General features: G+C 37.4%; 11 protein-coding genes and 2 pseudogenes. 10 read left to right on the top strand and 3 right to left on the bottom strand.

Going from position 1 to position 15,784, the window contains the following annotated elements; all coding sequences use genetic code 11:
* The first annotated feature begins 1 nt into the window (after window position 1).
* The 5 genes from DI077_RS19840 to DI077_RS01850 all read left to right on the top strand — a co-directional run bounded on the left by DI077_RS19840 (window position 2) and on the right by DI077_RS01850 (window position 6,326).
* The gene (locus tag DI077_RS19840; RefSeq protein WP_109022038.1) at window positions 2–1,228 is read left to right on the top strand and encodes a restriction endonuclease subunit S; all 1,227 of its coding nucleotides are present in this window, start codon (window positions 2–4) and stop codon (window positions 1,226–1,228) included.
* A gap of 1 nt (window position 1,229) precedes the next feature.
* The gene (locus DI077_RS01865; RefSeq protein ID WP_109022037.1) at window positions 1,230–2,408 is read left to right on the top strand and encodes an anticodon nuclease; all 1,179 of its coding nucleotides are present in this window, start codon (window positions 1,230–1,232) and stop codon (window positions 2,406–2,408) included.
* Window positions 2,401–5,502 carry a type I restriction endonuclease subunit R gene (locus DI077_RS01860; RefSeq protein WP_109022036.1) on the top strand — a complete coding sequence of 1,034 codons (3,102 nt, stop codon included), beginning with the start codon at window positions 2,401–2,403 and terminating at the stop codon, window positions 5,500–5,502. Before DI077_RS01865 ends, DI077_RS01860 begins: the two co-directional genes overlap by 8 nt.
* Window positions 5,503–5,504: 2 nt before the next feature.
* A complete protein-coding gene (locus tag DI077_RS01855; RefSeq protein ID WP_109022035.1) occupies window positions 5,505–5,735 on the top strand; it encodes a hypothetical protein in 231 nt (76 codons plus the stop codon).
* A 144-nt stretch (window positions 5,736–5,879) separates the two neighbouring features.
* Complete coding sequence (locus tag DI077_RS01850; RefSeq protein ID WP_109022034.1) at window positions 5,880–6,326, top strand: nucleotidyl transferase AbiEii/AbiGii toxin family protein; 447 nt, start codon at window positions 5,880–5,882, stop codon at window positions 6,324–6,326.
* Here the strand turns inward: DI077_RS01850 and DI077_RS01845 are convergent.
* A complete protein-coding gene (locus tag DI077_RS01845; RefSeq protein WP_109022033.1) occupies window positions 6,271–6,705 on the bottom strand; it encodes a hypothetical protein in 435 nt (144 codons plus the stop codon). The genes DI077_RS01850 and DI077_RS01845 overlap by 56 nt on opposite strands.
* A gap of 126 nt (window positions 6,706–6,831) precedes the next feature.
* The gene (locus DI077_RS01840; protein ID WP_109022032.1) at window positions 6,832–7,161 is read right to left on the bottom strand and encodes a hypothetical protein; all 330 of its coding nucleotides are present in this window, start codon (window positions 7,159–7,161) and stop codon (window positions 6,832–6,834) included.
* 362 nt (window positions 7,162–7,523) lie between these two features.
* On the opposite strand from DI077_RS01840, the pseudogene DI077_RS01835 reads away from it, so the two are divergent.
* From DI077_RS01835 to DI077_RS01815, 5 genes and pseudogenes are all read left to right on the top strand, one after another.
* A pseudogene (locus tag DI077_RS01835) lies at window positions 7,524–7,898 on the top strand (rod shape-determining protein); the annotation flags it as partial.
* Window positions 7,899–8,601: 703 nt separating this feature from the next.
* Window positions 8,602–9,696 (top strand): annotated as a pseudogene (locus DI077_RS01830) (DUF1554 domain-containing protein).
* A gap of 601 nt (window positions 9,697–10,297) precedes the next feature.
* Window positions 10,298–11,161, top strand: a complete 864-nt coding sequence (locus tag DI077_RS01825; protein WP_167837218.1) for an SDR family NAD(P)-dependent oxidoreductase — start codon at window positions 10,298–10,300, stop codon at window positions 11,159–11,161.
* Between the two features lie 268 nt (window positions 11,162–11,429).
* Window positions 11,430–12,440, top strand: coding sequence for an aldo/keto reductase (locus DI077_RS01820; RefSeq protein WP_109022026.1), 1,011 nt, complete (start codon window positions 11,430–11,432; stop codon window positions 12,438–12,440).
* 6 nt (window positions 12,441–12,446) lie between these two features.
* The gene (locus DI077_RS01815) at window positions 12,447–13,364 is read left to right on the top strand and encodes a helix-turn-helix domain-containing protein (RefSeq protein WP_109022025.1); all 918 of its coding nucleotides are present in this window, start codon (window positions 12,447–12,449) and stop codon (window positions 13,362–13,364) included.
* On the opposite strand, the gene DI077_RS01810 is transcribed toward DI077_RS01815, so the two are convergent.
* Window positions 13,353–15,779, bottom strand: a complete 2,427-nt coding sequence (locus DI077_RS01810) for an LA_1737 family protein (protein ID WP_423241779.1) — start codon at window positions 15,777–15,779, stop codon at window positions 13,353–13,355. The genes DI077_RS01815 and DI077_RS01810 overlap by 12 nt on opposite strands.
* Window positions 15,780–15,784: the final 5 nt, after the last annotated feature.

Below are 15,784 nucleotides of genomic sequence, written 5' to 3'. Positions count from 1 at the left end.
TATGAGTCAGTTGCATTTTATAGAAAAATTACTTGATGGTGCTTCGGTTGAATGGAAACCTTTGGGCGATGTACTTGTTCGGACGAAAGGAACAAATATTACAGCTGGCGAGATGAAAGTTTTACACAAAGATGGTGCACCATTAAAAATTTTTGCCGGAGGAAGAACAGTTGCATACGTAGATTATGAAGATATCCCCGAAAAAGATGTAAATAGCAAGCCTTCAATAATTGTTAAATCTCGAGGTTTTATTGAATTTGAATATTATGATAAACCTTTTTCTCATAAAAATGAAATGTGGTCATATCATTCCCAAAACAACAAAATTGATATTAAATATGTATATTACTTCTTAAAAATACATGAATCATATTTTCAGAATCTTGGAAAAAAAATGCAAATGCCTCAAATTGCAACTCCAGATACAGATAAGTTTCCCATCCCCATCCCTTGTCCCGACAACCCAGAAAAATCATTACAGATCCAATCGGAAATTGTCCGCATTTTGGACGCCTTTACCGAGCTTACTACCGAGCTTACTACCGAGCTTACTACCGAGCTTACGCTTCGGAAAAAGCAGTATCAATACTATCGAGATCAGCTATTGAGTTTTGAAGAGGGGGAAGTGGAATGGAAGCCGCTCGGGGAGGTTGCTCTTGAGTTTAGTCGTGGAAAATCAAAGCATCGCCCAAGAAACGATTCGAAGTTATATGGTGGAAATATTCCATTCATCCAAACAGGTGATATCAGAAATGCATCGCATATCATTACAGATTACACGCAAACTTATAGTGATTTTGGATTGCAACAAAGTAAATTATGGCCCAAAGGAACGCTATGCATAACTATTGCAGCCAATATTGCAGAAACGACGATTCTTGGTTTTGATTCATGCTTCCCAGACAGCGTGATCGGGTTTGTTGCCAATCCAGAAAAAACAAGTTCAAGTTACGTTGAATATCTTTTGTCTTCATTTAAAACTCAGCTGCAATCGCAAAGCACTGGCAGTGCTCAAGATAATATCAATATGGGAACCTTTGAAAGTATGCGTTTGCCGTTTCCACCACTCGACGTTCAAGCCCGTATTGTCGCCATCCTCGACAAATTCGATGTCCTTACCAATTCCATCACGGAAGGATTGCCCCGAGAAATTGAACTCCGCCAAAAACAATACGAGTATTATCGAGATATGCTGTTCCATTTTCCTAAGCCAGAGGGGGTAGCTTAACATGGGTCATACTCTTGCTGAAATTGCGCAGCAGTTAATTGATTCCAACAAGAAGGTACAGTTGATTTATGCATTTAATGGCGTAGGAAAGACACGTTTATCAAGAGAGTTTAAGCAATTCATCGCGCCGAAAACAGAGACTGAGGAAGATGAAAGTGACAGCACGGAACCGTGGTTAGCAAGAGAAAAGATTCTCTATTACAGTGCATTCACTGAGGATTTGTTTTACTGGGACAACGATTTGGAATTAGATTCTGTGCCGAAATTAAAGATTCAGCCCAATTCATTTACGGACTGGATCCTGATTGAACAAGGACAGGATCAGAATATCATTACAAATTTCCAGCGCTTTACCAATAACAAGTTAACACCAAAGTTTAATGAAGAATATACGATCCATGACAAAGATAATCAACCGATTACCGTAAAAGCTTTTTCCGAAGTGACTTTTTCGATACAACGTGGTGATGACGAAGGTTCGGGAAACATCAAAATTTCCAAAGGAGAAGAAAGTAATTTTGTTTGGAGCATATTTTATACAATGCTTGAGCAAATTATCGGTGTGTTAAAAGAAAATGAAGCAAGTGGAATAGAATCTGGTGATTTCACCAATTTGAAATATGTTTTTATCGATGATCCTGTAAGCTCGTTAGATGAAAATCATTTGATAGAGCTGGGTGTCAATGTAGCTGAGCTAATAAAATCAAGTAATCAAAATTTGAAATTTTTAATAACCACACACTCCCCTTTATTCTTCAATGTGCTCTACAGTGAACTTAGCACGAAATCTAGTTATATGCTAGAACAGCTGGAAGATGGTAATTTTTCTCTAGTTAAAAAAGATGGTGATTCAAATAAAAGTTTTTCATATCATTTGTATTTAAAAAAGACTCTTGAAGAAGCTATTAATCAAAGGGCGATTCAGAAGTATCATTTTATGTTACTTCGAAATCTTTACGAAAAAACTGCCATGTTTTTAGGTTACCCGCAATGGAAAGATCTATTACCTAATGAAAAAGAATCCTATTATAATCGAATAATACATTTCAATAGTCATAGAAAATTATCGAATGAAGAAGTTAAAGAACCTACTGAGCCAGAAAAGCAAATGGTTGTGTTTTTACTTAAACATTTGATAGAAAACTCTCGTTATTGGCAAGAGGAAACGCAAAATGATTGATTTTACAAAACCAATAGCAGAATCAAAAAATTTTATCATTTTAGATAAATATATAAGGGAATGGCAAACGCAGGAAAGCTATCAAAGCGAAGCCGATCTCGAGCGTGAACTCATTCAAGATTTGCAAAACCAAGGTTATCAATTCCTACCTGGAATGAACACACCGGAGAAGATGTTGATCAATGTGCGCGAACAGTTGCAGGCACTCAATAAAATGCAGTTCTCAAACGTTGAGTGGACACGCTTCGTCGAGGAATATTTGGATAAACCAAATGATAGTAATGTGGATAAAGCACGTAAAGTGCATGTTGATTTTATCTATGACTTTGTATTTGATGATGGCCATATTCAAAACATCTATCTATTAGATAAAAAAAATATCACACGCAATCAGTTGCAGGTAATCAAACAATTTGAACAAACTGGTTCCAATGCAAACCGCTATGATGTTACGATTCTAGTAAATGGATTGCCTTTAGTTCAAATCGAATTGAAAAAACGGGGAGTTGCCATTCGGGAAGCTTTCAATCAGGTACACCGCTACAGCAAAGAAAGTTTTAACAGCGAACATTCATTATACAAATACTTACAATTGTTTGTCATATCAAATGGTACGGACAGCCGTTATTTTGCCAATACCACAAAACGAAACAAAAACAGTTTTGATTTTACAATGAATTGGGCAAAAGCCGACAACAGCCTCATCAAAGACTTAAAAGATTTCACTGCCACTTTTTTCCAAAAAAACACTCTACTGAATGTGCTTCTCAACTATTCGGTGTTTGATGCAAGTGATACTTTACTTGTAATGCGTCCTTACCAGATTGCGGCCACAGAGCGCATTTTGTGGAAGATTAAGAGTTCACGCACAGCCAAAGACTGGAGTACACCTGAAGGTGGTGGTTTTATCTGGCACACAACAGGATCAGGAAAAACTCTCACTAGTTTTAAAGCAGCACGTTTAGCTACTGAGCTTCCATCCATCGATAAGGTGTTTTTTGTGGTAGATCGAAAAGATTTGGATTACCAAACAATGAAGGAGTATCAACGATTTGCTCCAGATAGTGTCAATGGCTCCGATAGCACAGCGGGATTAAAACTTAACCTCGAGAAAGCTGACAATAAAATCATTGTTACGACTATCCAAAAGTTGAATCACTTGATGAAGAGTGAATCCGACTTATCAATTTACGAGAAACAAGTGGTTTTTATTTTTGATGAATGCCACCGCTCGCAGTTTGGCGAAGCACAGAAAAATTTAAAGAAAAAGTTTAAAAAATATTATCAGTTTGGTTTTACTGGAACACCTATTTTTCCACAAAACGCAATGGGCGCTGAAACAACAGCTAGCGTATTTGGTACTGAGCTACATTCCTACGTGATCACTGATGCCATTCGTGATGAAAAAGTATTGAAATTCAAAGTAGACTATAACGATGTGCGCCCCCAGTTTAAAGCAATTGAAGGCGAACAAGATGCTCAAAAGCTATCAACAGCCGAAAACAGACAGGCCTTATTACACCCTGATCGCATACAAGAAATATCGAAGTATATACTAAACCATTTTCGTCAAAAAACACATCGTTTGTTAGCTAGCTCTAAAGGATTTAATGCCATGTTTGCTGTGAGTAGTATTGATGCTGCAAAAGCCTACTATGAAACCTTTAAACAATTACAAAATAACAATGATAAACCCCTAAAAGTTGCTACAATCTTTTCTTTTGCTGCCAATGAAGAACAAATTGCAGTGGGGGAAATTTCGGATGAAAGTTTTGAAGTTTCTGCGATGAACCAGAGTTCGAAAGAATTCTTAACATCAGTAATCGATGACTATAATCAATTGTTCAAAACTAATTTTGGATTAGATAGTAATGGATTCCAAAACTATTATCGTGATCTTGCAAAACGTGTTATCAGTCAGGAAATAGATCTACTCATTGTCGTGGGGATGTTTCTGACAGGCTTTGATGCACCAGCACTAAATACTTTATTTGTTGATAAGAATTTGCGTTACCACGGCTTACTACAAGCGTATTCACGAACCAATCGAATCTTTGATGCTACCAAAACATTCGGTAATATTGTTACCTTTCGAGATTTAGAGGAAGCAACGAAAGCTGCCATTACATTATTTGGTGATAAAAATACTAAAAATGTGGTTTTGGAGAAAAGCTATAAAGAATATATGGAAGGCTTTACAGATTTGGTAACTGGTGAAGCTAGACGCGGTTATAAAGATGTAGTAGCTGACTTGCAGAAGCAATTTCCTAATCCTGATGCAATTGAAAAAGAATCCGACAAGAAGGCTTTCGTAAAACTATTTGGTGAATATCTACGAGTAGAACATATTCTACAAAACTACGATGAATTCGCAAGCCTAAAGGCATTGCAAACAATCGAGCTCGAAAATCCAGAAGTAGTCGAAGCTTTTAAAGCAAAACATTATTTAAACGATGAAGATATCACAAAATTGCAAACAATCGAGATTCCTGCTGAACGAAAAATTCAGGATTATCGTTCCACATATAATGATATTCGCGATTGGCTCCGTCGTGAAAAATCAAGTTCAGAAAAAGAAAAATCTTCTATTGATTGGGATGATGTAGTATTTGAAGTTGACCTTCTTAAGTCACAAGAGATTAACCTGGATTATATTCTAGAATTGATTTTTGAAAATAAAAAAAAGGTAAAAAACAAAGTAACACTCATCGAAGATGTACGTCGGGTGATTCGTGCAAGTATAGGGAACCGTGCAAAAGAAAGTTTGTTAGTTGATTTTATCAACCAAACTGACCTCGAAAAAATAGGTGATAAAGCTAGTATCATTGAAGCTTTTTTCGCCTTTGCTCAGATAGAACAAAAACGGGAAGCAGATGACTTAATTATTACTGAAAAATTAAATGAGGACGCTGCTAAACGATACATTCTTACTTCATTAAAAAGGGAATACGCAAGCGACAGTGGTACCGAGTTAAATGCAATTCTACCTAAGATGAGTCCCCTGAACCCAGATTACCTAAAAATAAAACAAAATGTTTTTCAAAAAATTTCAGCGTTTGTTGAAAAGTTTAAAGGCGTCGGTGGACAAATTTGAGGATGAAAGCACAACGCCAAGGACAGCGGAATCGTAAAGGGACTGCCATAGAGTATTTTTATCTCGAAGGAAACAGGTCTTCCTATCATATTGATCTTTCGATTTCTAAAGACTTTACTCCCGAAGAATTGAAAAAGTTAAAAATCACGTTAGAAAAAAATATCAAAAATGAATTCCAATCCATTGGATATACGATCCTTGATTTTTCAATGGCTACAAAACCGAATCGGTGAAACCAAACTCAAGACACTTCTGGGGTGGCTATTTTATTGAATTTAAAATCATAAGTTTAGAAAAATCGAAGAATATACAAAATCAAGACCAACTGAGAAGGAATACAGAAAGTATTAAACCAAACCATAGCACCAAGCTAACCATTGATATTAGTAAGTTTGAATACACGGGAAGGAAAAGAGAAAAAAGAATTGGATGGACTGAAAATTTATGTTTATCCGATCAACTTGATCATTATTGAAAAATTAAGAGCGATCTGCCAACAAAATACAAAGTATTCGGACATAATCGAATCACATACCCGCCGGCCCAGGCCCAGAGATTTCTATGATATTTATAAATTAAGTTCCAAATATAATGTTCATATTGATGATGAAAATTTTCAAATTTTAAAACAAGTATTTGCAATTAAAGAAGTGCCTTTATCTCTTTTAGGTGACCTAGAGGTAGACAGAGCGTTCCATCTTTCTGATTATAATAGTTTAAGAGATTCTGTCTTAATCAAGGCAGAATTACAAGAGTTTGATTTTTATTTTAATTACGTTCGAGATATGATTCAACCTCTTTTGGATAGAACAACTTCCACTTAGTATTATACGAAGGATCTTTTAATTTATAACCAAGATAGAAGTCAAATTTTATACCATGTTCTCGGAATGTCTTCAGTTTATTTTCAGAAAATTTACCCGTCATCTCAAGTAAAAAGCCAAGTGCTTGGTGGTATGGGTAAATATATTTTAAATTCATATAATATGCATTTAACTTATTGATAGAAATTTCATCGCTAGCCATTTGAAACGCTTTGATGATTTCATGTATACCTCCTGAATAATCTGGTCGAACGATGATATCGATCAAAGTCCTTTCTTTGTCTGTGAATGTGATTAAATTGCCTTCGTAAAATTCCTGTATTGTTCCTAAATTATTTGTTTTTTTACCATTTATTAAAACTACCTCATAGCCATTCAATTCTGCTCGAGTATTTGAATTCCTTTGGTGATTCGCAAAAGCACGGTTGATAGCTTCCTGACTCAGACTCTGAGTCGAAAAAGATTCATTGTTTTGCTCTCTATTGATATATATTGTTTTAGGAATTTACTCCGTTAATTGGTTCAAAAACAAAGCTGAGTAATGAGAAAAATAAGCCTTATTGTAGAGCGAATGAGTCCAGACGTAGATATTGTGCTCAATGGGTGAGTATCTTCTTTCTTTTCTTGTTGGAAAATTAAATTCCGCTTCTTTAAGTATATCGTTCTCTAATAATTGCTGAACCAATTTCTTAAAAGAGATAGTGCTATTAATTTTAAGTCTTTCTCTGTGTTCTTCAATGACAGAATCCAATTCCTTATAAGAGAATATTTGATCTCCTTCTTTTCGAAAGAATTCATTCAGTCGCTTGATAGTAGTATTGGTAAGCTTTATCATCAGTGTTTTATGTAATATATATATTACATAGAATCCGATTTTTAAATAAACCTAAATCAATGCCTACAAAATAGTCATTTTAACCTGAAGAAGTAAAATCCACGGGATTCTGCTCGCTTGGTATTCCTAATCGCTTTTCTGAAACAGGAAAGCGAATGCGTTATTACATGCGAGAAAAGCTTTTCTTACAGCTAATCAATAAAACTGAATTATCTGAACCCATTTTAGAGTTCATATATTTCTATTTTCCCGCACCAGGGATTGCAGTGGAAATCCTTTTCGCTTACGCGAAAAGATTGGAACGGAAAGCCCGGTCGCTTACACAGAAAATTCAATCGTAAACTTATGATTGCGAGGTGCCCACCATCGGAAATGCATTCGCGGACAAACGGGTGGATACAATGGAAGTAAAAGGTAGAGACGCGATCTCCGGTCTCCCTCGCACACTCGAACTGGATTCCAACGAAATCAGAAAAGCACTCAAAGAACCTACCGACGAAATCCTAGACGGAATCAAATCCGTATTGGAACGCACTCCTCCCGAACTTGCCGCCGATATCGTAGAACGAGGAATCGTTCTCACAGGTGGCGGTTGCCTTCTTCGCGGACTTGAGCATTACCTCACCAAAGAAACAGGAGTTCCTGTGTTCCGTGCAGAAAACCCACTTACTTGCGTGGTTCTGGGAACAGGACGTTATTTGGACGAACTCAAATACATCAAACCGGGTATCCGCTAATCGAATTAACGACCTATGATGAAGCCTAATATTTATTAGGCTAGGCCTCAGTGATTTTAAAAAAGGGAAACGAAAGTTTCCTTTTTTTGTGTGGAAGGGGTGGCGAGCCCCCTGTTGGGGTCGGGCTATCCAGGGCTTTGGTCGCTACGCGACCGCTAGCGCGCCCTTTCTATCCCTCTCGCGTAAGGAGAAGACTCATTTTTTTGGAAATTAAGCTACGTACCAAAACCTCCTTTTTGGAGAGGCCATCCTACTCACCTGCGCTCACTAATGAATCAGAATATAAATCGCTCTTGCAAAATTAAAAAGATCCATTTATCTCGAGTTATACGGCAAGATTCGAATCCAAATTCGGGAAGATCCCAATTTGGAAACTAACTGTGGTTGAAAAACTATTAACTTGCGGAAAGATTATATGAACTTTTGTTTCAAAAACATGTCAATCATCCACGTATTCTTTAAAGCCTTGCGGTAAGGATTAATACAAAACGACTCCAAGCGATCCGCCTGAAGTGATTTCGGATAAGCTATTTTTAGATTGATTTTTTTCATTCAAGCGTAGATCGTTCTCCTCGAAAGTAAGGACATGGAAGTCGTAGCGCCGTGAGGATTCGGTATCCCTGTTGATTTTTGGGGTTTGGTTTTGAAAAAACCCTTACTAAGTTCCGAAATGGACAATCATATTTTTTTGTTATAAACTTGTATGAAAAAATATCAATTAAACAAAAATCTGATAGTGAATGCGCTAGCAATCATTATGAACTATGAAGCGAAGTTGATTCAGATTATTGTATTTTTAATTTTCTCTTTCTTTGAAATTTATTGTTCGCATATTGGACTTGAAAATGATTGCGACCCACTTTCAACTTCTTACCGTAATACGATGCTGGTGAAAAGTATCACAGGTGATATGACGCCTCTCTGTGTTATTGGGTCAGCCAACCGCGCCACAAGCAGCCAGGAAAATACTGCACAAGGCATTCAGGTGTCTCCGCTCAACAAAGGTTTTACGACTAAAAATTCTGGAACGGATTCATTTACAGTGAGCCTTCTTAAAGCTCCGAAGGAGACTGTAATCATACCTTTGTCTGCCTCTATCTCTGGCCAAGTGGCAATAGCACCCAATAGCTTGTCCTTTACTACCTCCAATTGGAACATTCCTCAAACAGTTACGCTCACAGGCCTCGATGACCTTGCTGCTCTTGGAACTTTTGTTAATCTTGTTATCAATTTGGGTCCGAGTCAAAGCCAAGATGTTAGCTCGAATTCTTTAAATGCCACATCACAAACATTTGCAAATAGAGACTATAGACGGATTATTTTTTCAACTAGTGTAAATACCCTCGTAGGAGGCTCTTTAGGTGGAGTTGCAGGAGCAGATTCTCTGTGTAATGCGGATGCGGGAAAACCAGTAAACACAGGCACCTATAAGGCAATGATAGCTACGTGACTAATTCGACGAGCCTCTATATCAGCAAATCTAGGTGATGGCCAAATCGATTGGGTGTTCCTTCCAAACCAGTTGTATGTACGCCCGAGTGGTTTGACCGTCATGTCGACAAATCCGAATGGTATTTTTGTATTTGGAACTTTCACAAATTCGATTGGTGCAACAGGAGATCTCACTTGGACAGGACTTAATGCAGATTGGACAACATCCGGTGGTTGTGGAACAGATTGGAACAACACTGTTTCGACTGGAAAATATGGCGTTGATAACGCCGTAGACTCTACTGTGCTCAATGGTGGCAATATAAATTGCTCAAACGCGGGAAGATTGAGCTGCGTCCAGCAGTAATAAATTTCTATACAACATCTGGCTCAAAATTACGATCGTTAACACCTAATGATATCACTCACCCTTGAGAATTGGCAGCAGTCTGATTTCAATTCTGACTTCACAATATAGCACATATTAATTTTAGTATCGATGTATATGTCTAATTTTTTGGATTATCAAAAGAGATTTATAAGAAGTAAGTTGAAAAACCTTAACCAGAATTCCATGGTCATTTAAAACAAAAGATTTCCGCTTCTATCCGGAGCACGGGTAGAATAGTAAGGTGACATAGTTTTCCGATGGGAGAGTCTTTAAAGCCCACGCCCCTTCGAGCGCCAATAGAAGCGAGAAGTTCCGAAGGATCATCAGCGAAGCTGATCTCGGTTGGGGGGTGAGGGTCGTGGGCTTGCAAAAAACCACCTAACATAAAACGATCAAATCGCCCATTCCTTTCCTGAAATTCTAAAAAATTTTAAATTTAAGTTCGCCTTTTTAACCTAACGATAATGCTTATTTCCCTTGATATCCGTTTTGTTTCTCAAAAAACAACGGAATCATTCAAGCCGAAACCGGAAATTTAGTCTGTAATATACCTATCAACCAAAAAGGTCGGCGGGTTTTGAATCAAGACAGTTTGAAAAGAAGTAAGGTTGCCCAAGATACCGTAGTAGTTACCGGGGCGGGTTCAGGAATAGGATACGCGATTTCGGAAAGACTCGTAAGTGACGGATATAAAGTCTATGGAACCGCAATTCATAAGGAAGAAGCCGATAGACTGCAAAAAGAATTCGGTGCATCTTTTTTTCCCATCATTGTGGATATCAGAGAAGAAAAAACGATACAAGCAGCGATTGCAACAATCACTCATCGGAACGGAGAAGAGCCGGTGGAAGCAGTCATTAATGTTGCAGGTATCGTTCAAAACGGACCTTTATGCGATGTAAGTTCGGATGAATTTAAAAATATTTTAAGTGTCAATGTAGTCGGGATGCACAACATATCCAGAGCCTTTCTCCCTTTTTTGATGCGGGCAAAGTCGCCTAGAATCATCAATATCAGCTCGACCGGAGGCCAAAGAACCCTACCGTTTAACGGTGCATATTCGGCGAGTAAGTTCGCAGTTGAAGCTTTATCTTCCGCTATGCGGATGGAATACCATTGCCTCGGAATCAAGGTCGTGGTAGTTGCGCCTTCGATGGTAAAAACTCCGATGACAAACAAGATCCAAGAAGATCTTAAGAAAGATCCGTCTTTGACTATTTATAAAAAACCAATGTTGCGATTTTTGAAAAGAGCCGAACAAGTCTTTCAGAACGGGCCATCGGTACAGCTTGTAGTAGACCAAGTCATCCATGCTTTAACTAAAAAAAATCCTAAAGACAGATATGTTATTTACCAAAGTTGGTGGCGGGATTATCTTTTGATGAAAATTTTACCTGTCCGAAAACGAGAGGAAATCTTTCGCAAAGTGATTGGATTATAGGTGGAATGATAGATAGATATGCATATCTCAACGCGCCAGGGATTGCAGTGGAAATCCTTTTCGCTTACGCGAAAAGATTGGAACGGAAAGCCCGGTCGGGGTGATCGGCAAAATTTCGAATTTTCGAAAAGATCCGAGGTGCCCCACAAAACAAATATTAGACCCGAATATAGAATCTTTCATTTGTATACAATTAAACTGAATTCGTATACCTTATGAATTTAAATTCAAATTGAATCATAATCTCGTGAAAATTTAAAATTCATGTATGACAAACATTAGAAAAATCAATTTAGGAAACCAAGGCCTGGTAGTTCCAATAGAAGGGCTTGGTTGTATGGGAATGTCCAAGATGGGCGACATGAATATTTACGGTATCGCCGATGATACCGAATCCATTGCAACCATTCACCGTGCTTTGGAATTGGGAGTGAACTTTCTGGACACTGCCGATCTCTACGGTCCTTTGAAAAACGAAAGGTTAATCGCGAGAGCAATCAAAGGCAATAGAAATGCATATATCATAGCAACTAAGTTCGGTTATGAGGTGGACGACAAAGAGCAACTTACCTGGCAAATCAATGGCAAACCTCACTATGTAAAAAAGGCAATAGAACGTTCTTTGAAAAATCTCGGAACGGATCATGTTGATCTTTATTATCTTCATCGACTTGATCCGGGTACACCGATCGAAGACACGGTAGGTGCCATGTCGGAACTCGTCAAAGAAGGGAAAGTGCGTTACATCGGACTTTCGGAAGTTTCTTCCGCTACCATCAAACGTGCGCACAAAGTCCATCCGCTGACTGCAGTACAAACGGAATATTCTTTATTTGAAAGGGAAGTGGAAAGTAGAGGAATTTTAGCCACTATGCGGGAGTTGGGAATCGGACTTGTCGCCTATTCCCCGTTAAGCAGAGGATTTTTAACGGGAGCGATCAAATCTCCCGACGATTTTGACGCAAATGATTTCAGAAAAAACATCCCTCGTTACCAAGGAGATCAGTTTTATAAGAACATAGAATTGGTAAATGAAATCCAAAAATTAGCGGCAAAAAAAAGAATCACTCCTTCGCAAGTGGCAATCGCTTGGGTATTGTCAAAAGATATTGTTGCGATTCCCGGAACAAAACGAGTCAAATATGTGGAAGAAAATATTGCCGCGGCAAACATCGGTTTTACCCAAGACGAACTCGATAAATTGGAATCCATCATTCCGCCGGGAGTTTCGACGGGAGATCGTTATGATGCCGGTTCAATGGCGGCACTGGACAGATAAAAATCTATGGCGACAAAAGGACTGATTACATTCAATTCTATCGGTGAATATCATAAGATTTTGAATTTACCAAAACCGCAACACCCGTTGATATCCATTATGAAATTTACAGGGACTACCATGAGTCCCTTTTTTTTGGAAAACAAATTTGTTTACGATTTTTATACGATTTCGATCAAAAAAAATATCAAAGGCACCATTCGTTACGGGAGACAAAATTACGATTTCAGCGAAGGGATCATGAGTTTAAGTGCCACCAAACAAGTGTTCTCTTTCGATGAATCCACGGATGTTTCTGAACTATCAGGATGGGGCTTAAACTTTCATGCCGATTTTATTCGAAATTATAATCTGGCAAAACAGATCAAAAATTACGGTTTTTTTTCCTATGAAACTCACGAAGCACTGCATTTATCCGACAAAGAAGAAACGGTAATCGAAACGATTATGAAGAACATTGAACAGGAATATCTCACTCCGATTGATATGTTCAGTCAGGATGTGATGATTTCCCATATCGAACTTCTTCTCAATTATGCAAATCGGTTTTACAACAGACAGTTTATCACCCGCAAACATACCAAAGACGATCTACTCATTCGCCTGGAAGGTTTGTTAAAAGAATATTTCGATAGTAATAAGATGCAACAACTGGGACTGCCCACGGTCAAATATCTTTCTTTCCAATTGAATGTCTCTCCCAACTATCTAAGTGATATGTTAAAAACAGTCACAGGCCAAAATACGCAACAACACATTCATAGTTGGGTAATAGAAAGAGCAAAAGAAAAATTGACCACTACATCGTTGTCAGTGAATGAAATCGCAATTCAATTGGGATTCGAATATCCTCAATATTTCAGCAGGCTCTTCAAAACAAAAACAAAACTCACTCCGATGGAATTCAGAAATTCATTCGATTGAAAATCCCATGAACTTCCTTGTTCCATTCGTTTCCTTTGTGTAGGAAAATATCTTCAGAATGGAAAATTTTTCGAATCCGGTCTCTTCTTCTATCTGATATTCCCAGAGCCATCCCCAAAGACTTCCTCTTTTTTTGAAGCCTCGATCTTTTTCGGTCGCTTCCTGGTACAGAGCACCTAACAGAATATAAGTTCCGTATTGGTTGTCGGATTTTGTTTTATTATGGTAATATCCCAAACCGAGAAGTACCAATTCGGTATTTTCTTCTTCCGAATCATAGTTATAGTATAAAAACGGACCGAACATTCTGGACTTGTCCGTAGAAGAATCCGCAACACGAAATAGAGGAAAAAAGTTTACAATCTTTTTGGAAGAAGATTGATTATCATAACCTAACCAAAGAAAAGTAGTCCTTGCAATTCCTTCCTGATTGGTTCTAAAACTCCAAAGATAATCTCCCAGACTTCTGAATGTATATGTGGATTCGGTTTTTTCCGATTCGACCAAAAACAAAAAATTATAATAATGGCCTTTTTCCCTGAGATGCAGATATTGAAGTAGTGTAAATGTTTTAAAACTATCACTATTCCACCAATTGAAGGAAAAAGGAATGATGGAAAAAATTTTTTTCTCATAATAAAAAGGAAATACCATCAAATGTGAAAGTTCCTTTTTTCTTCCGCCCTCTCCATCTGAGAACAAAGCGGAACTCTTTCCCCAATCCATAAACCACAACAAATTGGTTCTCTCTTCGGAAGAATTGGATTTGTGATAAAAGAAAGGAGTGACCCAATACTTTTGATTCGACTGGTTTTGGGAAAGAATGTTCTGAAAGGATATCCAAAGAGGCCAAAAGAAAAAATCGGAAGAATAAAAATCTTTTCCTTCCTGAACTTCGGAATGAGAGAAGAAAGTATAAGTTTCTTTTTTGATTGTGTCTTCGATCTTCCTCTTTCGATGGAGATAAAAAGGAAGCACACGATGACCGGAACCGAGATCAGACTCATACATATTGATGAAAGGCCATACAAAAGATCTTTCTTTTAGATGGTTTTCCTTCCATTCCTCACCAATGTAAGCATTGATCAAAAATGCATGAATCTCCGAATCATTGTCCTTTTGTTTTCCATAAAATGGAAACAAAACCTTATATTCCAAATCATCCGATTTATAACTGAGCCAAATAGGAAAAAAAGGAGGAAGCAACACAACCTTGTCTTCGGAAGCTTCGTCCCAAGTGAACCAGGCAAAAGGGAGAAGCCGGATATGCCTTTTGGTATCTCCTCTTTCAAAAGAAAAAATACCGAATAACGCGCTATAGCCGATAAAACTATCCGAACTTTCCCGATTGAATTCTCTCTTCTTGACCAACTTCGGATTTTCGGGAGTATCCGATTTTGAATTCGGCTTTAAATTTACGATCGTTTGTTTCGCATTGATAATTTTGGTTCTTTGCGAAAATCCGAATAAATTATAAAGTATTCCGAAATCATAATCCAAATACCAATTTTTATCCTTTCTGCTGACATCCAGATTTGCAGAGTTGGATTTCGTGTACCATAAGAAATTGATGTGATAGTCGTTCTGCTCGTCCGAATAATTCACATAAAGCGGGAGAATCAAATCCAGTTTTTTGTCAGGAGTTTTGTAAAACAACAATAGCGGAAATATGGTAAACAAACTTTCATCTTTGATTACGTCTTTCGAATAATAAACCGGACCCAACCATAGTTTCGTATTCTCAATATAATAATCCTGATAATACAGAAAGATAGGAATCAGTAAAAAGTCGCGGTGAGCATAATAGAAAAAAGGAAGAAAGGAAATCCGGTTCAAATTTCCAGAATCATTTGTTTCAAAATGAAAAAATGTCAACAAACGGGAGTAATGTTTTTTACTGTTTTCTTCCCTGCTGCGGTTCTGATAATATACCAAAGGTAATATTGGAAAACCGAATTTGCTACCGTCATACGAATCGGAATAAAAATAGAAAGGAACTATATTATGATAAGATGAATTTATCCCTTTTCCCCAAAACGAAAAAGGATAAAAAGCTTTATCGGTATCTTCATTTTTTTTTGTTATAGTATAGTTTATGATTCGTTTGTATTCACGATTGTCTATTTTACTTTGAATGCCGTAATAAAAAGGGAAAACGGTTCTTGATTTGGATTTAGGATAATCATAATAACGATATAATCCAAAAGCTTTAACGGAATAATGATCTTTCCAATCTTCCACTTCATAAAAGATATTATTCGAAGTGAATTTTAAACTTTTTTCACTTCCGTAGATTTCAGTTTCTTTTTCTTTCTCCAAATCCTTCCAGGTTTCGGCCTCAAGAGAAACGGAAATCAAATTGGAAAATACAAAAACAAATCCGATAAAATACGGAAACACCAGACCATTGAACATATTTG

Source organism: Leptospira kobayashii (assembly GCF_003114835.2).
GTDB classification, from domain to species: Bacteria; Spirochaetota; Leptospiria; order Leptospirales; family Leptospiraceae; genus Leptospira_A; species Leptospira_A kobayashii.
Note: the sequence above shows the minus strand (reverse complement) of the source record. Positions and strands in the feature narration are given on the sequence as shown.

Bases quoted from the DNA above. Each gene is read 5' to 3' on its own strand.
- DI077_RS19840 (WP_109022038.1), top strand. From the start codon at position 2: ATGAGTCAGTTGCATTTTATAGAAAAATTACTTGATGGTGCTTCGGTT.
- DI077_RS01865 (WP_109022037.1), top strand. From the start codon at position 1,230: ATGGGTCATACTCTTGCTGAAATTGCGCAGCAGTTAATTGATTCCAAC.
- DI077_RS01860 (WP_109022036.1), top strand. From the start codon at position 2,401: ATGATTGATTTTACAAAACCAATAGCAGAATCAAAAAATTTTATCATT.
- DI077_RS01855 (WP_109022035.1), top strand. From the start codon at position 5,505: ATGAAAGCACAACGCCAAGGACAGCGGAATCGTAAAGGGACTGCCATA.
- DI077_RS01840 (WP_109022032.1), bottom strand. From the start codon at position 7,161: ATGATAAAGCTTACCAATACTACTATCAAGCGACTGAATGAATTCTTT.
- DI077_RS01820 (WP_109022026.1), top strand. From the start codon at position 11,430: ATGACAAACATTAGAAAAATCAATTTAGGAAACCAAGGCCTGGTAGTT.
- DI077_RS01815 (WP_109022025.1), top strand. From the start codon at position 12,447: ATGGCGACAAAAGGACTGATTACATTCAATTCTATCGGTGAATATCAT.
- DI077_RS01810 (WP_423241779.1), bottom strand. From the start codon at position 15,779: ATGTTCAATGGTCTGGTGTTTCCGTATTTTATCGGATTTGTTTTTGTA.